We start from the raw sequence: 23,751 nt of genomic DNA, 5'->3' as shown, positions 1-23,751 counted from the left end.
CATGCTGCGCCTCGAACGCCGCGGTGCGCACCCGCGGCGCCTGAGCGGTCCGCTGATCGAGGCGGCGTTGCATGGGGTGTCCATCGGCGAGGTCTGCGAGGTCCGTCGGCACTGGGCCTCGACCGGGCTGCTGGCCCGGGCCCAGGTGATCGGCTTCAAGCCCGACGTAGTGGTGCTCAGCCTGCTCGGCGAGGCGCGCGGGCTGTCCCGCGAGTCGATGATCGTGCCGACCGGTTCGACCCTGCGCCTGTATTGCAGTGCCGGGATGCTCGGCAGCGTGCTCGATGCCCGCGGTGCAATCGTCGAGCGGCTGGCCCCGGCGGCGGGGTTCGCCGGCGAGGATTACCCGGTGGATGCCGACCCGCCGTCCTACCGGCAGCGGCGGCCGGTGAGTGCGCCGCTGATCACCGGTGTCCGCGCGATCGACGGCCTGCTGACCTGCGGGGTCGGCCAGCGCATGGGGATCTTCGCCGCGGCCGGTTCGGGCAAGACCACGCTGATCAACATGCTGATCAGCCATGCCGAGGCCGACGTGTTCGTCATCGGCCTGATCGGCGAGCGTGGGCGTGAGGTGACCGAGTTCATCGAGCACCTGCGCCACAGTCCCAGGCGGGCGCGTTGCGTAGTGGTCTACGCGACCTCCGACCTGTCCTCGGTGGACCGCTGCAACGCGGCCCTGCAGGCGACCGCGGTCGCCGAATACTTTCGCGACCAGGGGCACTGCGTGGTGCTGCTGCTCGACTCGCTGACCCGCTATGCCCGCGCCCGGCGTGACCTGGCCCTGGCAGCCGGCGAGCTGCCGGCGCGGCGCGGCTATCCGGCTTCGGTGTTCGATGCCTTGCCGCGCCTGCTCGAACGTCCCGGGCACACGGCGCAGGGCAGCATCACCGCGTACTACACGGTGCTGCTGGAAAGTGACGATGAACCGGACCCCATCGCCGAGGAGATCCGCTCGATCCTCGATGGGCATATCTATCTGAGCCGCAGCCTGGCCGCCAAGGGCCATTTCCCGGCGATCGATGTGCTGCGCAGTACCAGCCGGGTGGCGCTGCAGGTAACCGATGAAGCGACCCGGCGCCTGGCGATCGCGACCCGCGATGTGCTGGCGCGCCTGGAGGCGTTGCAGGTGTTCCTCGATCTGGGCGAGTACAGCCCGGGAGCCGACGCGGCCAATGATCAGGCCATGGCCTGCCGCGACGACCTGTACGCCTGGTTGCGCCAGGCCGCCGATCAGCCGAGCCGAGCGGACGAAACCCTGCGGAGCCTGCATGAGCTCATTGGCTGATATCGACCGACTGCTCGGCTTCACGACCTGGCGCCTGCGCCGGGAAGAGATCGCGTTGCTGCGTCTGCGCCAGCGTCGGGCACAGTTGCTGCGCGAAGGGGCGGCGCTGGAGGAGCAGGAGGTGTCGTTGCGGGCATTGCTCGACAGTCATCGTGCCGACAACTGCGTGCTCGACCCCTGGCAGCTGCGCGAGACGCTGCGGCGCCAGGCGGTGATTCGCCGGCAGATCCAGCTCCTGGCACTGGAGCGTCAGCCGCTGAACGAGCAACACGCGCAGCTCGACGGGCAGATACGGCAAGGCCAGCAGGCGCTGGAGCTGATACGGCGCAGGCAGTCGAAGTACGCCGTGGTGCGGCGGCGCTTGAGTCGTGAGTTGCAACTGGAGCGGTTGCGTCGCGATGAAGCGGAAGTCGATGAACTGATGGGAAGCAGACGATGAACAGCATTTTCCCCGTATTGCCTGTGATCGAGCCTGTCACGGGCGAGGGGCTCGAATGGCCGGGACGGATCGACCCGGACAGGGAGCCTCTCGATGAGGAGGCGATACCCGAAGGGGTGGCCCTGTTGCTGGCGGTGCTTGAGCCGAGGCTGGCACGCCGTCCGGGCGCGTTGTCGATGGCGGCGGCCGGTCAGCCTGCGGATCTGGGCGACCGGTCGGCAGAGGGGGTGGGTATACGGAAAGTCGCAGAGATGGCTGTGCTGGCGAGCGGCGCCGGGCTGGGCGATGAAGGCGTGCCCGGTGGGGAGAGGGAGGTTGTCCGGATCGAGGGTGCGCCTCGTGACGGGCTGGCCGCCCCGGTGCAGGGTGCTGCGGTCGAAGAGCGTGCGGTGAAGGCGGCCGAAGAGGACCTGGCAGCGGCAGAGATCGCGCAGGAGGAGGCTGTCCTGCGGGTGGCTGCCGAGCTCTTCCAGGGTATGGCGCAGGCGCGCCCGGAGACTCCGGTCCCGTTGGCCCAGGCATTTTTCGAGGGCGCGGCTGACGAACGGACGGCGATGTCCGGGCAGCATGAGGACGCCGCGCCGGAGTCGCGGGAACAGGACGATGAGGCGAGTGGCGATTTCCTTCAGGTGCCTTTCCACAATGCACATGCCCAGGGGCAGGTGCTGGTCAGCCGGGACGAAACCGGAGAAGCCGGGTTGTTGATCCGCGCGACCGACCGACGGGTGTTCGAGCAGCTCAGAGGGCATTTCGAACAGGCCGGGCAGCCAGGCTGGCGACTGGGCGGTGTGGCCGAAAATGACCGGGCTCGTTCGGCGTGACGGGGCGGTGGCCGAGGCTGCGCCGGCTCGACCCGCTGGATTATGCGTACCGGCACCGGGTCGAGCGTTGGCGCCAGGCGGGTTGCCAGGCGGACCTGCAAGTGCCGCCGCCCGGGGCCGACTATCTGCAGTTCCACGCCGAAGGCCCGGGAGGAGGCTGGCAGGGGCTGGTCGAGGCCCGTGAATGGCTTGCCGGCCTGCTGCCGACATTGCCCGCGCTGCTGAAGGCGCCGTGCTCCATCGAACGGATCGTCGAGTTGTTCCAGGCCCTGGCGCGTCCGCTGGAGGTTGGCCTGGCAGAGCTGGATTACACCCAGTTGGCATCGGTCGTGGTGAGTACCGTGCCGGCGCGGGATCAGCCTCTGCCACGCCTCGTGACGGCACGGGGTTCGTTGTGGCTGTTGCGCCTGCCCGCCGGGCCGCGACCGCCGCAGCCGCTGCCGTTCAGCCCCTGGCTCTGGCATCTGCCGCATTGCCTGCGGATGACGCTCGGCTACAGCCGGGTGCCACCGACCCTGCTGTCCATCCTCGGCAGTGGCGACGTATTGCGAATCAGCCGGTTGACCCGGCAATGGCTGCTCGCCGACCGGCCGGTCGGCGAGTTCACCCTTATCGAACAAGGCCTGCACATGACCCTGTCACCCAACCCTGCCGATACCCCACCAGCCGAACCCGGCACGGCGCTGGGGCACCTGCCCGTGCACCTGGAGTTCGTGCTGCATGAGCAGCGCATCAGCCTGGCCGAACTGGCGGCGTTGATCGAGGGCCAGATACTGGAACTGGAACCGTCGGTGCTGGACCGGATCGAGATCCGCGTCAATGGCCGGGTGCTCGCCCGCGGCGAGCTGGTGCAACTGGGCGAGGGGTTGGGCGTGGAGTTGCAGGAAGTCCGTCGGGAGGCTGCCGGTGAACAATGATGTGTCGCTGATCGCGCTGCTGGCGTTCGCCTCGTTGCTGCCATTCCTGGTGGCGGCGGGGACCTGCTACCTGAAGTTCTCCATCGTCTTCGTGATTGTGCGCAATGCCCTGGGCCTGCAACAGGTGCCGTCGAACATCAGCCTCAACGCGATTGCACTGTTGCTGGCGCTGTTCGTCATGAGCCCGGTGGTGCAGCAGGGTCATGCCTACTACCGGGATCACCAGGTGCGCTTCGACAGCGTCGAGGCGCTGGTCGAGTTCAGCGAGAACGGCCTGGGCAGCTACAAGGACTATCTGCGCCGCTACACCGACCCGGAGCTGGCGTTCTTTTTCGAACGGGCCCAGCGGGCCGGCAACACCGATGCCGCCGCGTTGGCCGACGAGGAAACCGAACCCTCGCTGTTCGCCCTGCTGCCGGCCTATGCGCTGAGCGAAATCAAGAGCGCCTTCAAGATCGGTTTCTACCTGTACCTGCCCTTCGTCATCGTCGACCTGGTGATCTCCAGCATCCTGCTGGCGCTGGGCATGATGATGATGAGCCCGATGATCATCTCGGTGCCGATCAAGCTGGTGCTGTTCGTTGCGCTCGATGGCTGGGCCCTGTTGTCCACCGGGCTGGTCGGGCAGTACCTGGCATTGCACGAGTGAGCGCCGACGGATGAACGACCTGGTGTATGCCGGCAACAAGACCCTGTACCTGATCCTGCTGCTGGTCGCCTGGCCGATCATCGCCGCCACCGTGGTGGGCCTGGTGGTCGGCCTGATCCAGACCGTCACCCAGTTGCAGGAGCAGACCCTGCCGTTCGCCCTCAAGCTGCTGGCGGTCTCGGCCTGCCTGTTTCTGCTGGCGGGCTGGTACGGCGAGACGCTGCTGGCGTTCAGCCGGGAAATCATGCGCCTGGCGCTCGGTTGACGGCCCCGTGTCGGTCACGCTGTTCTTCGATCTGCACGCCTGGCTGGCGGCGGCGCTGGTGGCCTCGGCGCGATGGGCGCCGATCTTCTTCATGCTGCCGTTTCTCAATGGCGGGGTGCTGACCGGGGCTTCGCGCCAGGCGGTGCTGGTGCTGGTCGCGCTGGGTTTCTGGCCGAGTGCGGGTGTTGCCTTGCCGGCGCTGGACAGCCTGGCGTTCGCCGGCCTGCTGGTCGGCGAGGCCGGGCTCGGCATCCTGCTGGGCTGCCTGCTGTGCTGGCCGTTCTGGGTGCTGCACGGCATGGGCAACCTGATCGACAACCAGCGCGGGGCGATGCTCAGCAGCACGGTCGACCCGGCCAACGGCGTGGATACCTCGGAGCTGTCGAACTTCCTCCAGCTGTTCGCCGCGGTGGTCTACCTCGAAGGGGGCGGGCTGCACCTGATGGTCGAGACCATGGCCCGCAGCTACCAGTTATGCGCGCCGGGGCTGGCCTGCCAGATGAGCCTGGCGCTGCTGATGGCCGTGCTCGATGGCCTGCTTGGCAAGATTCTGGTCATCAGTGCGCCGGTGGTCGCCAGCCTGCTGATCTGCGAGGTACTGCTGGGGCTGTTGTCGCGCTATGCGCCGCAGATGAATGCCTTCTCCGTCTCGCTGACGGTCAAGGGCCTGGTGGCGCTGGCGGTGCTGATGCTGTATTTCGGCAGCCATCTGCCGGACGAGGTGCTGGGCATGGCCCAGTCCCTGGACAGGCTGGCGGCATACCTGGGCACGCCGGGGCGGTCGTGACATGTCCGACAGTGCCTCGAAAACCGAAAAGCCGACCACCAAGCGCCTGCGCGATTCCGCGCGCAAGGGCCAGACCTTCAAGGCCAAGGACCTGGTCATCAGTTGCATGATGCTGTGCGCGATCCTGTTCCTGGTGTTCGGCGTGTCATTGCTGGAGGTCATGGAGGTCTACCGACGGATCATCGCCGCCGGCCTGGCCGATGATACCCAGCGCTACAGCGCGCAACTGCTCGAACTGGCGTTGCTGTGCATCCTGCCGCTGTCGCTGGTGTGCGTGTTGAGCAGTGCCCTGCCGGCGCTGTTGCAGAGCGGTTTCGTCCTGGCCTTCGAGGCGCTGAAGCTGAACCTGGACGCGCTCAACCCGATCAACGGGTTCAAGAAGCTGTTCAGCCTGCGCACGCTCAAGGACAGCCTCAAGGCCGTGCTCTACCTCGGCAGCTTCGGCGTGGCGCTGTGGATGGTCTGGCAGGCGGAGCGCCAGTTGCTGTTCGCCCAGCTGTTCGCCCAGCCGGCCGACCTGTTCCCGGCCTGGGGGCGGATGCTGCTGAGCCTGCTGCTGACGTTCATGGCCTGTGCGCTGCTGATCGTGCTGCTCGATGCCCTGAGCGAATACTGGCTGCACATCCGCGAACTGAAGATGGACCTGCATTCGGTCAAGCGCGAGCACAAGGAGCAGGAGGGCGATCCGCAGATCAAGCACAAGCGCCGAGACCTGCACCTGGAGCTGCTTTCCGAGCAGGTCCGCTCGGACATCCGTGGCTCGCGGGTCATCGTCGCCAACCCGACGCATATCGCCATCGGCATCTACTTCCGGCCGGACCTGAGCTTCATCCCCCTGGTCAGCGTGATCGAGACCAACCAGCGGGCCCTGGCGGTACGCGCCTATGCCCGCGAAATGGGGATTGCGGTTGTCAGCGATATCCGCCTGGCCCGGCGGATCTACCGCACGCACCAGCGCTACAGCTTCATCAAGCTGCAGGAAATCGAGGAGGTCCTGCGCCTGCTGGTCTGGCTCGAACAGGTCGAGCAGGCCTGAGCCGGCCCCGTTCGGGGGGCTGCCGGCATGAGCGCATTTTGGCGGTGGGGGCGTGGGGATTTTGGCTCAATGCAGGCGTCAATCAGGCTGGCGCCATCTTCAGGAGTGTGGTCGATGAGTCGCAAAGACATGCAAGAGGACGAACAGATGGCTTTCGAGGCGGTGCAGGCCGTCCTGGAAGGCCTGCCGCTCAAGGATGTGCGCGGGATCAGCGATGAGCAGATGGACAGTCTTTATGCCTATGCCTACGAGTTCTACGAACAGGGGCGACTGGACGACGCGGAGAAGTTTTTCCACTTCCTGTGCATCTACGACTTCTACAACAGCCAGTACTGGATGGGGCTGGCGGCGGTACACCAGTTGCGCAACAACCACCAGAAGGCGATCGAGCTGTATGCCGTGGCCTTCGCCCAGGGCAAGGACGACTACCGCCCGATGTTCTACACCGGCCAGTGCCAGCTCGCCCTCGGGCAGGGGGGCAAGGCCAAGCTGTGTTTCGAGTATGTGCTGGAACGGGTCACCCATGATGACTTGCGCAGGCAGGCCCAGGTCTACCTCGATGCCTTGAGTCATATCGATAGCCGAGCAACGGAGGATCAGCAATGACAGACATCAATGGGGTCGTGGGTACCAGGCCCCTGGTGGTTCCTGACGCAAGCCCCTATGCCGAGGCCGCCCGCAAGGCCGCCAGGACCGACGAGTTCCAGCGGCTCAACCATGAACTGCTGGCGGGCCTGGAGTCGGTGGACTACCAGGCCGAAGGTGACGTGCGCAGCGATGCCCGGCCGCGGCTGCAACCGCCACCGGCGCGGGCCGGCGAAGGTCAATTGAACGCCGAGGGCGAGTTCGTCCGCCTGATCGCCTCGCTGGTCGAACTGCTGGGCAATAGCAGCCTGGAGAGTTTGAAGAACCGCCTGTCGCTGCTGCGCTCGATGGCGCATGCCTCCCAGCAGGCCTTGCAACAACTGTCCGCCGATTATGCCGGGGCGCTGGCCGAACTGGTGGCGGCCCAGGGCGACGTCGATACCAGCCAGGAGCGGCTGGAGGCATTGAAGGCCCGGCTCGACCAGGCCCAGCTCGAACTCGACGCGGCCGAGTCGCACCTGGCGTCGCTGAATCCGTCGTCGCCGGAGTATGCCGAGGCGTTGGCCAGGCGGGATCGGGCCAAGGCGGCAGTCGCTCCGTTGCAACAGGGCTTCTCGCAGGCCGCGGATGCCCATGTCCAACTGCTCGGCAAGGCCAAGCTCGCGGCCATCAGGGCCGAGGGGTTGGCCCGGCAGGTTCAGGACAAGGCGGGGGGACGGCCGATCGCTGACGAACTCGGCAAACAGCACCTGAGTTCCGCGGGCGCCCTGGTGCTGGCGATGGCCAGGTTGATCGAGTTGCTGGGCGACGCGGCCGACCGGCAGCTGCAGGCCGACCAGGAACTGTTCCTCGATATGCAGGCGGCCCGCCAGGAGTTCATGCGGATCAAGTCCGAGGAATACCAGGAGGAAGTGCGCAAGGCCGAGGCGGCCCAGAAGGCCATGGGCTGCATGGGCAAGATCCTCGGCTGGCTGGTCATGGCCATCAGCGCGGTGGTAGCGGTGGTCAGCACCGTTGCCACCCTGGGAGCGGCCGCACCCGCCGCTGGCGCGCTGGTCGCCGCGGCGGTTGGCATTGTCGGGGTGCTGGCTTCGCTGTCGGACATGATCGTCAAGGAAGCGACCGGCAACTCCTTCATGGAAAAGGCCATGAAGCCGGTGATGGAGGTGTTCCAGAAACTGGTCAAGCTCATGGCGGACATGTACAGCCAGGCCTTGATGGCACTGGGTGTGCCCGAGGACAAGGCGAAGATCATCGGCGCGGTGTTGGGCGCGATTGCCGCGGTGGTCATGGTCATCGCCGCCGCGGTGGTGGGTATCCAGGCCGCCGGGCCGGTGCTCGGCTCGGTGATGAGCAAGGTCATGGAAAAGATGGGCGATGTGTTCTCCAAGGTGGTGCCGGAGCTGCTCAAGCAGAGCCTCGGCAGCCTCGGCAAGAGCCTGGCCAGGCTGGCGGAACAGTTGCGTGGCCTGGTGGCGTCGTCCACCGACGAGGTGGCGGTCGGTCAATTGAAGAACCGCCTCGAACTGCTCCTGGCGACGGTACAGACAGCGGGAACCGCCACCCAGTCGGGGCTGCAGATCAAGAACGGGATCCACCAGAAACAGGGGGCGGAGCACCTGGCCGACATCCGCGTCAGCATGGCCATCGTCGATGCCCTGGGCGGCTACCTGGAGGAGGCGCTGGAGACCTTCGCCCGCCTGGTCGAAAACAATGACGAGCAGATGAAGCGCTTCATGGCCAAGGCGCAGCAGGATCACAGCGCGGCGCTTCAGATCGCCCGCAATATCAGCCTGGAACGGAGGTAGTGCTTATGAACGGAATTTCCCATACGGCGCCCATGCCGTCGGTGACCGGTGAGGTTGTCCAGCCCGCGTCGGTCGAGGTAGCGCCGCAAGCGGTGAAGTCCCTCCTCGACGGCGCGTTGCTGCAGCAGCGGCTCGACAGGCAGGTCGCTTGCGCCCATTCGCATACCCTGCAGGCGCTTAAAGGGCCGCTGGAGAAGTTTGGTTTCACTGATGCCCAGTTGGCCGTACTGCTCAGCCCGATGGATGCACAGCAGCTTGGCAAACTGCGTGAACTCTGTTCGTTCGACCTTGCCGCTCTGGCCCGCCTGGTTGGCCAGCTTGGCGACGAGGAGCGGGCATGGCTGACCGATATCAGCCGGCTCAGCGACAGCGAGCTGGCCATGGTGACGAGCGAGGTGGCCAGGCAGGTCGGCATCGAAGAACCCGAGTCGTCCGGCTTCGATCCCAGGGTCTGGGAAAAGCATGTCGGCGTGTTGCTGGCGGCGATCACTGCGTTCAATTTTGCCCGGGTGGCGAATGCCCAGTTGCGCGGGCACTTCAGTGTGATGGCCGCCAATGCCGCGGTGGAGCAGGGCAAGGCGATCCGTGAAGCGGGCAATGCCAGCCTGTATTCCAGCCTGGGTATGGCGATCGCCGCCGGCGCTTTGTCCGGGGGCAGTCTGGTCCTGTCGCTCAAGAGCTTTCAGGCCAGGCAGGCTGATATCACCACCCACCGGAGTGAAGCCCTGGAGGCCGGGCGTCTGCAGGCGGACCTGGACAAACAACTGCGCGACACCCATCAGTTGAGTGCGCTGACGCCTGACGAACAGGAGGTCTACCGCAATGCGCTGAAGGATCTGATCAGTGACGCCGGCCAGCGTCGAGAGACTGCGCAGTGGATGAGCCAACTGGCGTCACGGACTCCGGATCAGTTGGCGGCGATCGGCAATAGCATGAGTTCGGTGTCCTCGGTCGTCAGCAATGTGGTGAGCGCCTCCATTCGTCTTGAAGAGAACGCCCAGAATGAGCGCGGGGTGCTGCAGCAGAGCAATCAGAACGTGCACAAAAGCCTGGCGGAAGAGCAGGGCCAGGTCGAGGCCAGGGATGCCGCGTTGTTGCAGAAACTGATGGACATCTTCCAGCAGATCTTCCTGTCCCGTAACAGCGTTATTGACGGCGTGGTGCGTGCCTGATGGAAGTTTTAACCAACGCGCCTGTCTTGAATCGGGACCACGATCATGCTCGTGACTTGGCTTCGGTGCCGAAGCCGAAGCCGAAAATCGAAGTGCCATTACCCCGGCCTGAGTCCAAGGAACCGCTGGATATCGCACTGAAGGAAGTCCTGGCGCAATTGAAAGGATTGAACGCAGAAGCCAGTAGGGACAGCCGTGATTACACTGGGCAGGTGCTGGTGCAACGCCTGAAGGAGTTCGAGGTACTGGTCGCCGGGATGATCGAGGGCCGGGACGATGTCGTGCTCAGGCAGCAGTCGATCGTCGACGAACTGGGCGACGAGTTGCCCGACGAGATCCGCGCGCCGGGTGAAAAGCCCTTGCCCCAGGCACCGACGTTCTTCGACAAGCTGATCGAGCTGATCAATCTGATCGGCGAGCGTTACCTGAATATCTACAAGGACATCGTGGACAAATTCTCGGCCTTTTTCGATGCGTTCAACAGCCAGATCACCTCGAAACTCCAGCAATGGATGGAGGCGGTCAACGAGGGCAAGGACATCGAGCTGGATGTGGGCGAGTTGAAGAAGGCACTGGAGGCACTGTTGGCGGAACTGGATGACGAGCTGTTCAAGGGCTCGAAGGAAGATGCCGCCAAGTGGTGCGAGGCGCTGGGATTGCCGGCCAGTTGCCTGCGCGACAACGGTGATGGCACCTGGTCCGTGCTGATCGATCGCAGCCCGCTCACGCAGATGATCGAGGACCTGGACGCCTTGGAAGTGGGGGAGGATGGCAAGGTGGTGCTCGACAGCGCCAGTTTCCAGGCCTGGCAGACCGGTTTCAATGCCCAGACCGAGCGCCTGAAGAACAAGCTCCAGGAACTCACGCAGAAGTATTCCAGCGCCAACACCACCTACGACAACTTCATCAAGGTCCTGTCCAACCACATCAACCAGTTCACGGAGATGTTGAAAGGCATGACCCACACCTGATCCGCCTGCCTGAACCGTTCATACCTTCTCGAAGACGAAGCCCGCGGCCTGCTCCGCAGGCTTCGTCCTGCCCTGGAGAAACAACCGATGAGCTATCTGACACCAGGCCACTGCGAGCACTTCATCGAACAACAGGTGGTGGTGCTGCTGGCGGGCCACTTTCAACTGGAGCGGCGCAAGGTCCTGCTGGAGTCGCGCCTGATCGAGGACCTGTACCTGAATTCGATGGGCATCATCGAGATGGTGCTGCTGCTCAACGAGGCTTTCGAGATCGACTTGCCCGAGGAGGGCGTGGCCGGCTGGCGCACCATCGCGGATGTGTGCCGGGTTGTAGGAAATGCCCGGCAGCGCAGGAAAACCGAGGAAAAGGTCGACGGTTCGTAACGACTTTTCTGTCGTTTGTGCTCTGCCGCTGCCTGAAGTTTTTTCACTCCTCAAAGCTTGTGGTGTTTTTCTTGTTTTTATGGAGAAACGTCCTACGGAATGTTGTTGGTCAAATTTCTATAGTCGCTGGGTTCTTCGTGACGGGCCTGGGCTCCCCGGGCCCCGTTTCCGAATGTCAGTCGATCTGCATAGAGGTTTCTAGCTCGATATGGGCCTTGCCACTGAAAACTTCCTGAAACAATCCTTCGCGTTCGGCGAGTGGCTGCTGCAAGGCGATGGCGTGCTGCTGCGCAATGGAAAGGGCGTGCACCTGCCGCCCAAGGAGCTGCATGTCCTGCGTCTGCTGCTCGGCCGTGCCGGCCGGCTGGTGACCAAGGACCATCTGCTGGATTGCGTGTGGGCCGGCAGCGATGCCGCCGAGGAGTCGTTGACGCGCTGTATCTATGCGCTGCGCAAACTGCTCGGGCCGGGGCGCGGCTACATCACCACCGTGTATGGCAAGGGCTACCGTTTCAACGCGGCGGTGGCGCCGCTGGCGCCTGCGCCGGGTGATTATCCGGCGGGGCCGTCGCTGGCGGTATTGCCGTTTCGCCAGGCGGATGAACTGGCGGCGTCGAATCTGCAGGAGGCGACCATTCGCCAGTTGAAGACGGCATTCGACGCAACCCTCAGAATCCTGCCGGCGGCGTTGACCCTGCCGGGGCCGGGGGCGGTCGATACCCGGCAATTGATGGAGCAGTTGGCGCCCGACTACTACCTGAGTGGGCGCTTTGAGGTCCGCGGCGAGCAGTGGGAAGCGTCGGTGGAATTGATCCGGGGCCACGGTCACTGTCTCGTGCATGGTCCCGTAGCCATCCAGGGCAGCAGGGACGAACTGCTCAGGTCGATGGTCTCGCTGGTGGCTCAGCACCTGCCCGAGGTGCGCCCGGCCGTCGACGGGTGTTCCTCCTACCCCCTGGCCCTGGCCTTTCTCAAGGGCGTGTACGGTTTGCAGCGGCACACCCCGCAAAGCGTGCGCGAGGCCCTGCTGTATTTTCGCCAGTGCCTGCAGATGGATGCGACTTACGTTCCGCCCTGGTGGGGAGTGGCCGACGCGTACCTGGCGCTGTCGCTGCTGGGGCTGGTCGACCAGCAGACGGCGCTGGGCAACGCCCGCGAGGCGCTGGCCCGGGCGCTGCAACTGGAGCCGGGCAATCGGGAAGCGTTGGCACGTCTGGCCCTGGTCACCAGCCTGCAAGGCTGCGACGAGGCCGCCCAGGCGTTGTTCCAGCGCTGTCTGCCGGGCTGCGAGCGGGCCGATATCCACTACCTGCACGGCTGGCATCACTGGTCTGGCGGGCGTGATGAACGGGCGCTGGAGTGCCTGGACTCGGCGTTGCGGCAGGACCCCACCTCGATGCCCGCCCAACTGATGCGCATCCGCATCGCCTTTGCCCGCGATCCCCGGCTGGCTCTGGCCATGACCCGCGAAGTGCTGGAGGAACAGGCCGATGAACATCCGGTGCTGCGTGACCAGTACGCTGCCATCCTGGCCCATTGTGCGCAGTTGGCGCCGCCGGCGGATGCGGTGGCAGGGCAGCCGCCACACCGGGCATGAGGCCCAGGCGCATTGCCTGGTGGCTGCTGGCGTGGGCGGGCTCGGCACCGGCGTTCTGCTGGGAGAGTGCCGGGCGCGGCCATGGTATCGAGCCGGAACTGTTGTACGCCATCGCCCATGTGGAGAGCGGCCTGCGCCCGCAGGCGATGAACCACAACCCGGATGGCAGCCGCGATATCGGCCTGATGGAGATCAACAGCCTGCACCTGCCGCGGTTGTCCGAGCAGGGGATTACCGAGCAGCGTCTGCTTGAGGAGCCTTGCCTGAGCGTGTGGGTCGGTGCCTCGATCCTGGCACGTTTCATCGATCGCCATGGCTACGGCTGGGACGCCGTGGGTGCCTACAACGCCGGCAGCGCCGAGGATCGCCAGGCCGCCCGCGAGCGCTATGCGCGCAAGGTCTGGCGTTTCTATCGGGTATTGGTGCCGTGAGTGGCGCGCGATTCTGATTGGAATATTCCGACAACGACGGTGGGGCGATCAGGATCGGCCGGAAAGGGCTGGCTAACATCCACCGACGCTTTCCCTATCGAAGAGGGTAGTGATGTCGGATAACCCCTTTTTACCCTGCGTGTTGCGAGTGGGCAGTGGCCTGTTGCAAGGGTGCGAGTTCAGGCTCTGCAACAGCCGCACGCTGTTCATCGTCGGTGCTGCCGAGCTGCTCGGCGACAATGACCTGGTCGCCGCCGTGCCCGATGAAGCGATCTTCGTTCCTCTCGAACGACGGGGTTGCAACTTCGAGGTACTGCTCGACCCGCAGGGGGCGAGCCTGCGCATTCTCGGCGACGAGGTCGAATTGCGCGAGGTGGCGTTCCAGCGCTGCGAGCGGATCGGCGAGCTGGTCGTCGCCCTGCGGCCCGAGAGCGAGCCCTGGATGCCGGGGCTGTTCGATGGCGCGCTGCCGAGCGGGCCGCCGGGCATTGCCCGTGACGGGCGGCCGTGGCTCAGGAAGGTGGTCGCCACGGTCTTGCTGTTCATCCTGCTGGCGGTCTGTGCGGCCGTCTCGTCGGTACCGATGGAGCGTCCCCGGGCGGATATCGCCGCGCTGGTCGCCGGCACCCGCGAGGCGACCCAGGTTCTGCAGGGGCGCGATGATCGGGTCTATGTGTTCGTGACCTCGGTGCACGATGCGGGCTGGAGCCGCCAGGTACTGATGCGGCAGCGCATCCCCAGCACGGTGCTGGATGTACTGGAGGAAGGCCGGCGCCTGGAGTCGTTGCTGGCCGAACGGGTGCCGGCCTTGAAGGTGTTGCGGGTCGACCTGTCGCAGCCGGCCAGCGTGCGGGTACTGCATGGTGCCGACGTCCAGCCCGATGTCGAACTCCGGCAGCAGGTCTCGCGGCTGCTGCTGGGCGAGGCCGCGTACTTGCGGCAGGTGGACTTCGAGGGGCTGGATCAGGGCCTGCCCGCCATTCTGGCGGCCCGTGGCCTGGAGCAACTGGGGCTGCCGTTCGAGCGGGTCGGCCAGGGCGAGGGCACGCTGTTCAAGGTTTCCGGTGATCTGCGCGATGCCGAGCGCGAGCAGGCCCGGCGCTTCGTCGATGAGTTCTACCGGCGCTGGGGCAGCCGCAGCGTGCGCTTCGATATCGAGCTTCGTGACGATCCGTTCAAGGGCCGCTCTTTTCAGGCAGGGCCCGGGGGCTACATCAAGGCCGGCCATTCGTCCTGGCATTTTCCAACGACGCAACACGTGAGGTGATGAATGAGTACCCCAACTCCGATCGACTTTCCCGACGATTTCCTGGGCAGGCAGGCGCAAGCTTTCGAGAGTGGCGCCAAGGAGCTCAAGGATATCCTCGACCAGACCCTGGAGAAACTCAAGGATGACCCGTCGAACCCCGGCCTGCTGGCCGCCTACCAGACGGCCTTTTCCTCCTACACCGTGTTCCGCAACGTCCAGACCAACACCACCAAGGGTTTCAAGGATATCGACATGTCGACCATCCAGGCGGCGCGCTGATCTTCCGTTACCGAACCGGCCGGTGCCGAGCGCCGGCCTTTGCGAGGGATGCCATGTCCAATTCGATTCCGACCGTTGGCCTTGTCGAGCAGGTGGCGATGGTCGAGCTGCGCAGCGCCGGGGAAAGCTCGGCGGTCTCCCTGGAGGCCCGCCTTATCGAGGCGTTTGCCGGCGCTGCGGTGGGCTCGGCGGAGCGGGTCGAGAGTATCCGGCAGATACTGGCCAGCCCCGATGTCACCCACCCGGAAAGGTTGGCACAACTGCAGGAGCAGCTCGCGCAGCACACCGTCGATATCAACCTGCTGAGCGTCCTGGTGCGCAAGGCCGTGGGCACGGCAGAAACCCTGCTGCGTGCGTCATGAAACCCTGGGTATGGTTGCTGCTGTGCCTGGGCCTGGCGGGTTGTCGCCAGCCGGCGCTGCTCGAAGGCCTTGACCAGCAACAGGCCAATGAAGTGCTGGCGGTGCTGCAGCGCAACAACATCGGCGTGGTCAAGCACGACAACGGCAAGGCCGGCTACAGTGTCAGCGTGGCCCAGGTCGACTTCCCGGCCGCGGTGGACCTGCTCAACCTCTACTCGTTGCCCTCCAGGCCGCGGCTGGAGGTGGCCGAGCTGTTTCCGGCCGACTCCCTGGTCGCCTCGCCCAGGGCGGAAAAGGCCCGGCTCTACTCCGCCCTGGAACAGCGCCTGGAGCAGTCCCTGAGCCTGCTCGAAGGCGTGGTCTCGGCCCGGGTGCACGTCAGCTATGACCTGGATGCCGGCGACGGCGGGCGCAAGGCCGCGCCGGTGCATCTTTCGGCGTTGGCGGTGCATGAGCGTGACGTCGAGCCGGGCCTGTTGATCAGCGATATCAAGCGCCTGTTGAAGAACAGCTTCGCCGCGCTGGAATACGAACACATTTCCGTGGTACTCAGTCGGCGCGAGCCTATCCAGCATGTGGCGCCGGCAGCCGTCGAGCCGCCCGGCGGCGGCTGGTGGATTGCCGGTGTGCTCCTGGTCACCTTTCTCGGATTGCTCGCCACCGCCGGCTGGTTCCATCACATGCGCACCCGGCAGGTACGGCCATGAGCGAACTGGACCAATGCCTGCGGCGGATTCTCTGGCAGCCGCTGGACTATCTTGCCGCCGGACGCCTGCACCTGCCCGAGGCTTTCACGGGCGAACCGGCACGGCAGGCACTCAACCGAATACTGCTGGAGGGGCTGCAACTGCCCATGTCGTTGCCCGCGCCTGGCTCGTTCAGTCGCGTGTGGATTCGGCAGTGGCGGCATTTGCCGCAGATCGCCCGCTTGATGGGCGCGCAGCGCCTGTGGCCGGAGCTGGCGCGGGGCGCGCGGATGGGCTTGTTGTCCGCGCAGGAGCGTGACTTCGCCCGGCGCGCGATCGGCCCCCGACGGGCATGGGCGCTGAGCGTCGACCATCCGCTGCTGGAGCAGGTGGAGGGTGTGGGGCTGGCCGAGCTGTTGGCGTTCAGCGAGGAACTGCCCGCGGCGCTGAGCGAGCGAGTGCGGCTGCTGTTCCCCGAAACGGTGGTTGCCTGGCAGGCCCGCTTGCCGGTCGTACGGCCCGATCCCACGCTGTTTTTCCTGGCGGTGCAACATGTTCGACACCATTCGTAGCCTCGACGTGTTGCCTGCGGGCGAGCGCGTGCACATCACCCGCCAGGAACTGGCGACTGCCCGTCGCTGCCGGGCGTTGGAACTCGAGGCCCGCCGCCGTGCCCGTGATCTGCTCGATGAGGCCCAGGCGCAAGTCGAGGCTATCCAGGCCTCGGCCTTTGCCGAAGGGTACGGCGAGGGCGTGATGCAGGCGGCGGTCGACCTGGCCCGCGGGTTGTGCGAGTCGCGGCGTCTGGCCGACCAGTTGCATGGGCAGATGGCCGAGACGCTCCGACAGTTGCTGAAGTCCCTGCTGGACGATCCGCGCTGGTTCGACCAGATGCTCGAACAGTGGCTGGCGGAGCAGGCCGATACCACGCGGATGACCTTGCAGGTGCTGTTGCCCTTGCGCTGTCGAGGGCGAGTGGCGGTCTTGCGTGAGCAACTGGAGCGCCTGGGTGTGGTTTCGGTCAAGTTCGAGTTCTCCGATCAGGAACGGTATGTGGTCCGTCTGGGCGAGCAACTGTTCGAGTTCGAGCTTGAAGCAGCTCGTGAGCAACTGGCACCGCGGGTGCTGAGCCGCCTGGCGGGCCTGCCCGACAGCGTGCGCGAACTGGATGAGCAGGCGCGGCAGGCCCTGGCGCGATTGGTCGCGACATTCACCGGGACCGATCTGCCGCCACCGATGGGAGCCGACGATGCGGATTGAAGGCAACCCGTCGATTTCTGCTGCCGCCGCCGACCCGGTGTCGTCCCTGGAGCAACGGCTGGTCGCCGCCCAGCCGCCCGGGCCGGGCTTCGAGGACTTCTACCGACAGGTGCTGGAACTGGCGGGAGCGGGTGGGCCGGCGATCGTGCGGTTCATCAGCGGCTACCGTAGCAGTGACGAAGGCCGGCCGGACTACCACACCCTCAATGAACAGGTGAAAGTGGTCGGGCAGGTCCTGGCGCGCTTCAAGGAGGAGGGTTTGGCGGGCTCGGCACAGGAACGCGAGATGCGCGAGGTGATGACCCGGCTGTTTGGCGCCAGCCTGTTCATCAGTCGCTATATGCAGGAGGTGTTCCAGCCACCCGCTGACGATAGTTGGGAAAACGCGGACTGGTGACCTCGCTTGTCAGGGGGCGGCCCGGCTATAATCACCGGTTCAATTCGCCGCCATCCGAGTCATGTCCGCCCATGTATAACCTGGCCCGCCAGCTGCTGTTCAAACTTTCCCCGGAAACTTCCCACGACTTGTCCCTGGACCTGATCGGTGCGGGCGGTCGCCTGGGACTCAACGGCCTGCTGTGCAAGGCACCGGCCTCGAGCCCGGTGACCGTCATGGGGCTGAACTTCCCCAACCCGGTAGGTCTGGCCGCCGGCCTGGACAAGAACGGTGCGGCCATCGACGGTTTCTCCCAGCTCGGTTTCGGCTTCGTCGAGATCGGCACGGTGACCCCGCGGCCACAGCCGGGCAACCCCAAGCCACGGATCTTCCGCCTGCCCGAGGCCGAGGCGATCATCAACCGCATGGGCTTCAACAACCTGGGCGTGGACAACCTGCTGGCCCGGGTGCGTGCCTCGCGCTACAGCGGCATCCTCGGGATCAACATCGGCAAGAACTTCGATACGCCGGTGGAGCGGGCGGTCGACGACTACCTGATCTGCCTGGACAAGGTCTACGCCCATGCCAGCTACGTCACGGTCAACGTCAGCTCGCCGAACACCCCGGGCCTGCGCAGCCTGCAGTTCGGTGATTCGCTCAAGCAGTTGCTCGAAGCCCTGCACCAGCGCCAGCAGGCACTGGCCACGCAGCATGGCAAGCATGTGCCCCTGGCGATCAAGATCGCCCCGGACATGACCGATGAGGAAACCGTACTGGTGGCCCAGGCGCTGCTGGAGTCGGGCATGGATGCGGTGATCGCCACCAACACCACCCTGAGCCGGGTCGGTGTCGAGGGCCTGGCTCACGGTGACGAGGCCGGCGGCCTGTCCGGTGCGCCGGTGCGCGAGAAGAGCACGCATACGGTCAAGGTGCTCGCGGCGGAGCTGGCGGGCCGCCTGCCGATCATCGCCGCAGGCGGCATCACCGAGGGCGAGCACGCGGCCGAGAAGATCGCCGCCGGTGCGAGCCTGGTGCAGTTGTATTCGGGCTTCATCTACAAGGGCCCGGCGTTGATCCGCGAGTCGGTGGACGCTATCGCGGCCTATCGTCGCTGAAGGCGCTGGGAAGGTGAATCGCGGGCATTAAAAAGGGCTCCACCTGGAGCCCCTGGGCCGAAGCCCGCCGCCCGGATGGGGCGCGCTTGGTTGAATCGTCATGCTCGAATTGTGGTGTCGGAATGCGCCCTGATCAGCCGACAGCGTGAAGTTCGTTGAGTCTGTGGATGCCCGCGGTGCCGGTCATACCGTCCCAGTTGTCGCCACGTCCTTCGCGCCAGCCGTTGATCCAGGCTTGGCGCACCGACGGTAGAGTAAAGGGGCAAAGCTCACGGGATTTGCCGTTAACGCCGTACTGATATCCGCGTAAAAACGCTCTTTCCAACGGATCACGCTTGAGTCTTCTCATAGGGTGTTGCCCTCACTGGTTGACTGTTATATGTCCCGTCGACCTCCGTCGAGGTCGCGCAGATTGCATTGCTCTGCATCTGCTTGGTGCCCGCTGCCGGCGTGGCGGGCTCCGCTCCGCACGAAACGACCCGCACGCGTTGGTCGGCGAGATTCGGCTGGGGCGGGTTGTTGACGCCATTACGACGTCAACCTGAGTTGATTTCTAACCAATGCGCAGGGGCGTGTGAATGATCGTTTTGTCATAAGGACGTAACGATATGAGTGTTAGGGCGATAAGATCGGCTGGCCAGTTGCTCGGCTGACGGCAGAAAATCCAGCTATGATCAGCCCTTGCATGAACAACGAGTTTGATTCGCCCCTGCGAATACCGACCCGTTGTACTCAGGTATTATTCGACGAAGGGTCACGATGTGACTTTTTGTTACGGAAAGATTGAACTGCTCCGGCGTCCAATTCCTTTTATTCCGTGCTTTTTCAAGCCGCCGGGAAATGGAATCAGCCGGGGTGGAACGGCGTAATGATGCGCCACACGGGCACTCTTCGAGAAAAGTGTCCGATCGAAACCGAGCGGGCGATGCGTCGTCCGTTCATTGACTGCTCAAGGCCCTGGAATTCCCATGTCGGATCGTTACGAACTCTTCCTCACTTGCCCCAAAGGTCTCGAAGGCCTGCTCCTTGAGGAAGCCGTCGGGCTTGGCCTTGAGGAGGCGCGCGAGCACACCTCGGCCATTCGTGGCCAGGCCACCATGGAGACGGCCTACCGGCTGTGCATCTGGTCACGGCTGGCCAACCGCGTGCTGCTGGTGCTCAAGCGGTTCCCGATGAAAAACGCCGAGGACCTCTACCAGGGCGTACTGGATGTCGACTGGCAGGACCACATGCTGGCCGATGGCAGCCTGGCGGTGGAGTTCAGCGGTCACGGTTCGGGTATCGACAACAGCCACTTCGGTGCCCTCAAGGTCAAGGACGCGATCGTCGACAAGTTGCGCACGCCGGCCGGCGCGCGCCCGACCATCGACAAGGTCAGCCCGGACCTGCGCATCCACCTGCGCCTCGACCGTGGCGAGGCGATTCTCTCCCTCGACCTGTCCGGGCACAGCCTGCACCAGCGCGGCTATCGCCTGCAGCAGGGCGCCGCGCCGCTCAAGGAAAACCTCGCGGCCGCGGTGCTGATCCGGGCCGGCTGGCCGCGGATCGCCGCCGAAGGGGGGGCCCTGGCCGACCCGATGTGTGGCGTGGGCACCTTCCTGGTGGAAGCGGCGATGATCGCCGCCGATATCGCGCCGAATCTCAACCGTGCCCACTGGGGCTTCGATGCCTGGCTGGGGCATGTGCCGGCGGTGTGGAAAAAGGTCCATGCCGAGGCCGCCGCCCGTGCCGAAGCGGGCCTGGCCAGGCCACCGCTGTGGATTCGCGGTTATGAAGCCGACCCACGGCTGATCCAGCCGGGGCGCAACAACGTCGAGCGGGCCGGCCTGAGCGATTGGGTCAAGATCTACCAGGGCGAGGTCGGCACCTTCGAACCGCGCCCGGACCAGAACCAGAAGGGCCTGGTGATCTGCAACCCGCCTTACGGCGAGCGCCTGGGCGATGAGGCAAGCCTGCTCTATCTCTACCAGAACCTCGGCGAGCGCCTGCGCCAGGCCTGCCTGAACTGGGAGGCGGCGGTATTCACCGGCGCGCCGGACCTGGGCAAGCGCATGGGCATCCGCAGCCACAAGCAGTATGCGTTCTGGAACGGTGCGTTGCCGTGCAAGCTGCTGTTGATCAAGGTACGTCCCGACCAGTTCGTCACCGGCGAACGCCGTACCGCCGAGCAGCGCCAGGTCGAGCGTGACCTGGCCGACGCCGGCGCCGAGGCCAAGGCGGCCGCACCCGCCAGCGAGCCGGCGCGCCTGAGCGAAGGCGGGCAGATGTTCGCCAACCGCCTGCAGAAGAATCTCAAGCAACTGGGCAAGTGGGCCAAGCGCGAGGGGGTGGATTGCTATCGGGTCTATGACGCCGACATGCCGGAATACTCCCTGGCGATCGACCTGTATCACGACTGGGTGCATGTCCAGGAATATGCCGCGCCCAAGTCGGTCGACCCGGAAAAGGCCCAGGCTCGCCTGTTCGATGCCCTGGCGGCGATTCCCCAGGCGCTGAACGTCGACAAGAGCCGAGTGATCATCAAGCGTCGCGAGCGTCAGAGCGGCACCCGTCAGTACGAGCGCCAGGGCGCCCAGGGCAAGTTCCTCGAGGTCAGCGAAGGTGGTGTGAAGTTGCTGGTCAACCTGACCGACTACCTCGACACCGGTCTGTTCCTCGACCACCGGCCGATGCGCCTGCGGATCCAGAAGGAGGCGGCCGGCAAACGCTTCCTCAACCTGTTCTGCTATACCGCGACCGCCAGCGTGCACGCGGCCAAGGGGGGGCGCGTACCACCACCAGCGTCGACCTGTCGAAGACCTACCTGGACTGGGCACGACGCAACCTGTCGCTGAATGGCTTCTCCGACAAGAACCGCCTGGAGCAGGGTGATGTGATGGCCTGGCTCGAAGGCAACCGCGACGAGTTCGACCTGATCTTCATCGACCCGCCGACCTTCTCCAACTCCAAGCGCATGGAAGGCGTGTTCGATGTCCAGCGCGACCATGTGCAACTGCTCGACCTGGCCATGGCTCGCCTGGCGCCGGGTGGCGTGCTGTATTTCTCCAACAACTTCCGCAAGTTCCAGTTGGAGGAGAACATCAGCGCGCGCTATGCCGTCGAGGAAATCAGCAGCCAGACCGTCGCCCCGGACTTCGCCCGCAACAGCAGGATCCACCGCGCCTGGAAGATCACCGCCCGCTGATCCGTCAGCAGCCCCGGAGTCCGGTTTTTCCGGGCTCCGGGGCTGGCTAATCTACTGGCTAATAGCTATAACTCAGTCGAAGCCAAAGTGATGTAAACACGCCGGCGTGATGAGTTGTCGCCTATGTCGTCGCATGCCGTACGCCCCAAGATTCTTGGCTTTATCAGCGAGGACGCCTCCGCGTGGCTGGTCGCCGTGCTGGTCCTGCTCGGCGGTGGGCTGCTGACGCTGCTGCTGGCCGTTGGGACCCGCGGTCTTTATGAGCGCCAGTTGCAACAGCGTTTCGAGCTGTTGGCCAGCGAGCGTTTCAGCCGTATCGAGGAGCGCTTCGACGATCAGGTGCAGCGGCTCGACAGCCTGCGGCGCTTTTTCGTCAACTCCGATGTGGTGTCGCGCCGCGAGTTCGCCGGTTATGCCCGGCCGCTGCTGCTGCGCACCCAGGCCTATGCCTGGGCGCCACGGGTCGGAGGCAGTGCACGCAAACTGTTCGAGCGGCGGGTCCGGGCCGAGGGGTTCGGCGATTTTTCCATCCGGGAGCTCGATGCCCAGGGGCGCCTGCGTCCGGCGAGCGTACGGGACGAGTACGTGCCGGTGCTCTACAGCGAGACCCAAAGCTCCCTCGGCTCGCCGCTGGGTCATGACCTGTTGGCGCAACCCCAGCGCCGGGAGACCCTGGAGCGTGCCCGCCAATCTGGCCTCATGGCGATTTCGCCGCCGTTGAACCTGGTAGGCGTCGAGCCGGATTACGCCCGTGGGGCCTTGCTGGTGGCTCCGGTGGTCATGTCGGCCACCGTCGGGCAGCCGCAACCGGGGCCCCTTGGCTACGTACTGGCGGTGATCAGCATGCGCCAACTGGTGGCCGACGGCTTGCCGGAGCAGAGCCACGACAATCTGTCGGTGCGCATTCTCGACCTGTCGACCGCCGCCGAGCACGGGCTGTTGTACCAGTCGCTCAATCCGCCGGCGGAGAGTGCACTGGTGGCCGTACGCCTGTTGCGGCTGGCCGATCGCGATTACCAGGTGACCCTCAACCCCAGCGAAGCCTTCATGCAGTCCAATCATTCGTCGGTGGTCAGCCTGGGGGTACTGGGTGGGCTCCTGAGCGTGCTGCTCAGTGCCTTGCTGTACAACCTGGTCAGCCAGCGCCAGCGCGCCCTGCGCCTGGTGGAGCAGCGCACCGCGCAATTGCGCGGCCGTGACCTGTTGCTGGAAAAGCTCAGTGCCAACGTGCCCGGCAGCATCTATCAGTACCAGCTCAATCTCGACGGCAGTGCGCATTTCGTCTATGTCAGCGCCGGCACCGGGGATATGTTCGAGGTCGATACCCAACGCCTGCAGGAGGATGCCGAGCCGGCGTTCGAGCGGGTACACCCGGATGACCTGGACCCGCTGCGGGCTTCGATCCAGGTTTCGGCGGGGCAGCTCAGCCCCTGGCGCGAGGAATTCCGCGTGCTGCTGCCCACCCGTGGGCTGCGCTGGTTGCGTGGCGAGGCCACGCCCGAACGCCTGCCCGACGGCGCCGTGCTCTGGCACGGCTACCTCTCGGATATCTCCGATCTCAAGCGGGTCGAGGAGGAGCTGCGGGCGCTGTCGGTCACCGATTCTCTGACCGGCATCTACAACCGGCGCTACTTCCAGGAACGGCTACGGGTCGAGCTGGCGCGGGTGCAGCGTGGGTCTGACCACTTGGCGGTGATCATGCTCGATATCGATCATTTCAAGCGCATCAACGATCAGTACGGTCATGCCGAAGGCGATCGGGTGCTCAAGGAGCTGTGCCAGCGGATCAATCATCGCCTGCGACGCACCGATGTGTTCTGTCGCCTGGGGGCGAGGAATTCATGGTGTTGTGTCCCAATACCGACGCCGAACAGGCCGAGACCCTGGCCCTGGAGTTGTGGCTGGGGCTGCGGGCCACGCCCTTCGAGCGGGTCGGCCAGGTGACGGCGAGTTTCGGCATCGCCAGCTGGCGGGCGGGGGAAGGGGCCGACGCCCTGTTGCTGCGGGCGGACTCTGGGGTCTACCTGGCCAAGCAGAATGGCCGTGACCGGGTGATGGTGGAGCAGGACTGAGGATCCGGTCGCCGCACCACC

24 protein-coding genes and 2 pseudogenes are annotated in these 23,751 nt (G+C 65.2%); 25 read left to right on the top strand and 1 reads right to left on the bottom strand.

Annotation, left to right across the window (positions count from 1 at the left end; all coding sequences use genetic code 11):
- Position 1 precedes the first annotated feature (1 nt).
- From sctN to ACZ5KU_RS23325, 23 genes are all read left to right on the top strand, one after another.
- Positions 2-1,285 (top strand): type III secretion system ATPase SctN, encoded by a 1,284-nt coding sequence (gene sctN, locus ACZ5KU_RS23435; RefSeq protein WP_464736352.1) that lies wholly within the window; start codon positions 2-4, stop codon positions 1,283-1,285.
- A complete protein-coding gene (locus ACZ5KU_RS23430) occupies positions 1,269-1,724 on the top strand; it encodes a protein SpaM (RefSeq protein ID WP_464736351.1) in 456 nt (151 codons plus the stop codon). The genes sctN and ACZ5KU_RS23430 overlap by 17 nt, the downstream gene beginning before the upstream one ends.
- Positions 1,721-2,545 (top strand): hypothetical protein, encoded by an 825-nt coding sequence (locus tag ACZ5KU_RS23425; protein ID WP_464736350.1) that lies wholly within the window; start codon positions 1,721-1,723, stop codon positions 2,543-2,545. The genes ACZ5KU_RS23430 and ACZ5KU_RS23425 overlap by 4 nt, the downstream gene beginning before the upstream one ends.
- Positions 2,542-3,462 carry a FliM/FliN family flagellar motor switch protein gene (locus tag ACZ5KU_RS23420; protein WP_464736349.1) on the top strand — a complete coding sequence of 307 codons (921 nt, stop codon included), beginning with the start codon at positions 2,542-2,544 and terminating at the stop codon, positions 3,460-3,462. Before ACZ5KU_RS23425 ends, ACZ5KU_RS23420 begins: the two co-directional genes overlap by 4 nt.
- Positions 3,452-4,111: an EscR/YscR/HrcR family type III secretion system export apparatus protein gene (locus ACZ5KU_RS23415; protein WP_054063027.1), complete on the top strand. Its 660-nt coding sequence runs from the start codon at positions 3,452-3,454 to the stop codon at positions 4,109-4,111. The genes ACZ5KU_RS23420 and ACZ5KU_RS23415 overlap by 11 nt, the downstream gene beginning before the upstream one ends.
- Positions 4,112-4,121: 10 nt before the next feature.
- Positions 4,122-4,376, top strand: coding sequence for an EscS/YscS/HrcS family type III secretion system export apparatus protein (locus ACZ5KU_RS23410; RefSeq protein ID WP_054059453.1), 255 nt, complete (start codon positions 4,122-4,124; stop codon positions 4,374-4,376).
- Between the two features lie 7 nt (positions 4,377-4,383).
- Complete coding sequence (gene sctT / locus ACZ5KU_RS23405; RefSeq protein ID WP_054059454.1) at positions 4,384-5,163, top strand: type III secretion system export apparatus subunit SctT; 780 nt, start codon at positions 4,384-4,386, stop codon at positions 5,161-5,163.
- A gap of 1 nt (position 5,164) precedes the next feature.
- Entirely contained in the window at positions 5,165-6,199 is a 1,035-nt protein-coding gene (locus ACZ5KU_RS23400; RefSeq protein WP_054059455.1) for an EscU/YscU/HrcU family type III secretion system export apparatus switch protein, read from the top strand.
- Between the two features lie 114 nt (positions 6,200-6,313).
- Positions 6,314-6,805, top strand: coding sequence for a type III secretion system translocator chaperone SicA (sicA, locus tag ACZ5KU_RS23395; protein WP_054059456.1), 492 nt, complete (start codon positions 6,314-6,316; stop codon positions 6,803-6,805).
- Positions 6,802-8,592, top strand: coding sequence for a type III secretion system translocon subunit SseC family protein (sctE, locus tag ACZ5KU_RS23390; protein ID WP_464736348.1), 1,791 nt, complete (start codon positions 6,802-6,804; stop codon positions 8,590-8,592). The genes sicA and sctE overlap by 4 nt, the downstream gene beginning before the upstream one ends.
- 5 nt (positions 8,593-8,597) lie before the next feature.
- Positions 8,598-9,764 (top strand): protein IpaC, encoded by a 1,167-nt coding sequence (locus tag ACZ5KU_RS23385; RefSeq protein WP_464736347.1) that lies wholly within the window; start codon positions 8,598-8,600, stop codon positions 9,762-9,764.
- A gap of 65 nt (positions 9,765-9,829) precedes the next feature.
- On the top strand, positions 9,830-10,735 hold the full coding sequence (locus ACZ5KU_RS23380) for an IpaD/SipD/SspD family type III secretion system needle tip protein (protein ID WP_464736346.1): 906 nt from the start codon (positions 9,830-9,832) through the stop codon (positions 10,733-10,735).
- An 87-nt stretch (positions 10,736-10,822) separates the two neighbouring features.
- Positions 10,823-11,119: a phosphopantetheine-binding protein gene (locus ACZ5KU_RS23375; RefSeq protein WP_464736345.1), complete on the top strand. Its 297-nt coding sequence runs from the start codon at positions 10,823-10,825 to the stop codon at positions 11,117-11,119.
- 208 nt (positions 11,120-11,327) lie between these two features.
- Positions 11,328-12,716: a winged helix-turn-helix domain-containing protein gene (locus tag ACZ5KU_RS23370; RefSeq protein WP_464736344.1), complete on the top strand. Its 1,389-nt coding sequence runs from the start codon at positions 11,328-11,330 to the stop codon at positions 12,714-12,716.
- Entirely contained in the window at positions 12,713-13,147 is a 435-nt protein-coding gene (locus ACZ5KU_RS23365; RefSeq protein WP_464736343.1) for a transglycosylase SLT domain-containing protein, read from the top strand. Before ACZ5KU_RS23370 ends, ACZ5KU_RS23365 begins: the two co-directional genes overlap by 4 nt.
- 112 nt (positions 13,148-13,259) lie before the next feature.
- On the top strand, positions 13,260-14,414 hold the full coding sequence (locus ACZ5KU_RS23360) for a PrgH/EprH family type III secretion apparatus protein (RefSeq protein WP_464736342.1): 1,155 nt from the start codon (positions 13,260-13,262) through the stop codon (positions 14,412-14,414).
- A 3-nt stretch (positions 14,415-14,417) separates the two neighbouring features.
- The gene (gene sctF / locus ACZ5KU_RS23355) at positions 14,418-14,675 is read left to right on the top strand and encodes a type III secretion system needle filament subunit SctF (protein WP_054059461.1); all 258 of its coding nucleotides are present in this window, start codon (positions 14,418-14,420) and stop codon (positions 14,673-14,675) included.
- A 53-nt stretch (positions 14,676-14,728) separates the two neighbouring features.
- Positions 14,729-15,037, top strand: coding sequence for a type III secretion system inner rod subunit SctI (sctI, locus tag ACZ5KU_RS23350; RefSeq protein WP_054059462.1), 309 nt, complete (start codon positions 14,729-14,731; stop codon positions 15,035-15,037).
- Positions 15,034-15,744: an EscJ/YscJ/HrcJ family type III secretion inner membrane ring protein gene (locus ACZ5KU_RS23345; protein ID WP_054059463.1), complete on the top strand. Its 711-nt coding sequence runs from the start codon at positions 15,034-15,036 to the stop codon at positions 15,742-15,744. The genes sctI and ACZ5KU_RS23345 overlap by 4 nt, the downstream gene beginning before the upstream one ends.
- The gene (locus ACZ5KU_RS23340; RefSeq protein WP_054059464.1) at positions 15,741-16,295 is read left to right on the top strand and encodes a protein OrgA; all 555 of its coding nucleotides are present in this window, start codon (positions 15,741-15,743) and stop codon (positions 16,293-16,295) included. The genes ACZ5KU_RS23345 and ACZ5KU_RS23340 overlap by 4 nt, the downstream gene beginning before the upstream one ends.
- Positions 16,276-16,983: an HrpE/YscL family type III secretion apparatus protein gene (locus tag ACZ5KU_RS23335; protein WP_054063018.1), complete on the top strand. Its 708-nt coding sequence runs from the start codon at positions 16,276-16,278 to the stop codon at positions 16,981-16,983. The genes ACZ5KU_RS23340 and ACZ5KU_RS23335 overlap by 20 nt, the downstream gene beginning before the upstream one ends.
- The gene (locus ACZ5KU_RS23330; protein WP_081006019.1) at positions 16,973-17,380 is read left to right on the top strand and encodes a hypothetical protein; all 408 of its coding nucleotides are present in this window, start codon (positions 16,973-16,975) and stop codon (positions 17,378-17,380) included. Before ACZ5KU_RS23335 ends, ACZ5KU_RS23330 begins: the two co-directional genes overlap by 11 nt.
- Positions 17,381-17,451: 71 nt before the next feature.
- Positions 17,452-18,474, top strand: coding sequence for a quinone-dependent dihydroorotate dehydrogenase (locus ACZ5KU_RS23325; RefSeq protein ID WP_054063017.1), 1,023 nt, complete (start codon positions 17,452-17,454; stop codon positions 18,472-18,474).
- Positions 18,475-18,607: 133 nt separating this feature from the next.
- Here ACZ5KU_RS23325 and rmf read toward each other — a convergent pair whose 3' ends face one another.
- Positions 18,608-18,823, bottom strand: a complete 216-nt coding sequence (gene rmf, locus ACZ5KU_RS23320; protein WP_010448881.1) for a ribosome modulation factor — start codon at positions 18,821-18,823, stop codon at positions 18,608-18,610.
- A 619-nt stretch (positions 18,824-19,442) separates the two neighbouring features.
- Between rmf and rlmKL the strand changes: the two are divergent.
- Positions 19,443-21,658: pseudogene (gene rlmKL / locus ACZ5KU_RS23315) on the top strand (bifunctional 23S rRNA (guanine(2069)-N(7))-methyltransferase RlmK/23S rRNA (guanine(2445)-N(2))-methyltransferase RlmL).
- Between the two features lie 123 nt (positions 21,659-21,781).
- A pseudogene (locus ACZ5KU_RS23310) lies at positions 21,782-23,730 on the top strand (sensor domain-containing diguanylate cyclase).
- The last annotated feature ends 21 nt before the right edge of the window (positions 23,731-23,751 follow it).

The organism is Pseudomonas sp. Tof1, assembly GCF_055390395.1.
Note: the sequence above shows the minus strand (reverse complement) of the source record. Positions and strands in the feature narration are given on the sequence as shown.

Excerpts from the sequence above, each read along its gene's own strand:
- sctN (WP_464736352.1), top strand. The coding sequence starts at position 2 with ATGCTGCGCCTCGAACGCCGCGGTGCGCACCCGCGGCGCCTGAGCGGT.
- ACZ5KU_RS23430 (WP_464736351.1), top strand. The coding sequence starts at position 1,269 with ATGAGCTCATTGGCTGATATCGACCGACTGCTCGGCTTCACGACCTGG.
- ACZ5KU_RS23425 (WP_464736350.1), top strand. The coding sequence starts at position 1,721 with ATGAACAGCATTTTCCCCGTATTGCCTGTGATCGAGCCTGTCACGGGC.
- ACZ5KU_RS23410 (WP_054059453.1), top strand. The coding sequence starts at position 4,122 with ATGAACGACCTGGTGTATGCCGGCAACAAGACCCTGTACCTGATCCTG.
- ACZ5KU_RS23400 (WP_054059455.1), top strand. The coding sequence starts at position 5,165 with ATGTCCGACAGTGCCTCGAAAACCGAAAAGCCGACCACCAAGCGCCTG.
- sicA (WP_054059456.1), top strand. The coding sequence starts at position 6,314 with ATGAGTCGCAAAGACATGCAAGAGGACGAACAGATGGCTTTCGAGGCG.
- sctE (WP_464736348.1), top strand. The coding sequence starts at position 6,802 with ATGACAGACATCAATGGGGTCGTGGGTACCAGGCCCCTGGTGGTTCCT.
- ACZ5KU_RS23385 (WP_464736347.1), top strand. The coding sequence starts at position 8,598 with ATGAACGGAATTTCCCATACGGCGCCCATGCCGTCGGTGACCGGTGAG.
- ACZ5KU_RS23375 (WP_464736345.1), top strand. The coding sequence starts at position 10,823 with ATGAGCTATCTGACACCAGGCCACTGCGAGCACTTCATCGAACAACAG.
- ACZ5KU_RS23370 (WP_464736344.1), top strand. The coding sequence starts at position 11,328 with ATGGGCCTTGCCACTGAAAACTTCCTGAAACAATCCTTCGCGTTCGGC.
- ACZ5KU_RS23365 (WP_464736343.1), top strand. The coding sequence starts at position 12,713 with ATGAGGCCCAGGCGCATTGCCTGGTGGCTGCTGGCGTGGGCGGGCTCG.
- ACZ5KU_RS23360 (WP_464736342.1), top strand. The coding sequence starts at position 13,260 with ATGTCGGATAACCCCTTTTTACCCTGCGTGTTGCGAGTGGGCAGTGGC.
- sctF (WP_054059461.1), top strand. The coding sequence starts at position 14,418 with ATGAGTACCCCAACTCCGATCGACTTTCCCGACGATTTCCTGGGCAGG.
- sctI (WP_054059462.1), top strand. The coding sequence starts at position 14,729 with ATGTCCAATTCGATTCCGACCGTTGGCCTTGTCGAGCAGGTGGCGATG.
- ACZ5KU_RS23345 (WP_054059463.1), top strand. The coding sequence starts at position 15,034 with ATGAAACCCTGGGTATGGTTGCTGCTGTGCCTGGGCCTGGCGGGTTGT.
- ACZ5KU_RS23340 (WP_054059464.1), top strand. The coding sequence starts at position 15,741 with ATGAGCGAACTGGACCAATGCCTGCGGCGGATTCTCTGGCAGCCGCTG.
- ACZ5KU_RS23335 (WP_054063018.1), top strand. The coding sequence starts at position 16,276 with ATGTTCGACACCATTCGTAGCCTCGACGTGTTGCCTGCGGGCGAGCGC.
- ACZ5KU_RS23330 (WP_081006019.1), top strand. The coding sequence starts at position 16,973 with ATGCGGATTGAAGGCAACCCGTCGATTTCTGCTGCCGCCGCCGACCCG.
- ACZ5KU_RS23325 (WP_054063017.1), top strand. The coding sequence starts at position 17,452 with ATGTATAACCTGGCCCGCCAGCTGCTGTTCAAACTTTCCCCGGAAACT.
- rmf (WP_010448881.1), bottom strand. The coding sequence starts at position 18,823 with ATGAGAAGACTCAAGCGTGATCCGTTGGAAAGAGCGTTTTTACGCGGA.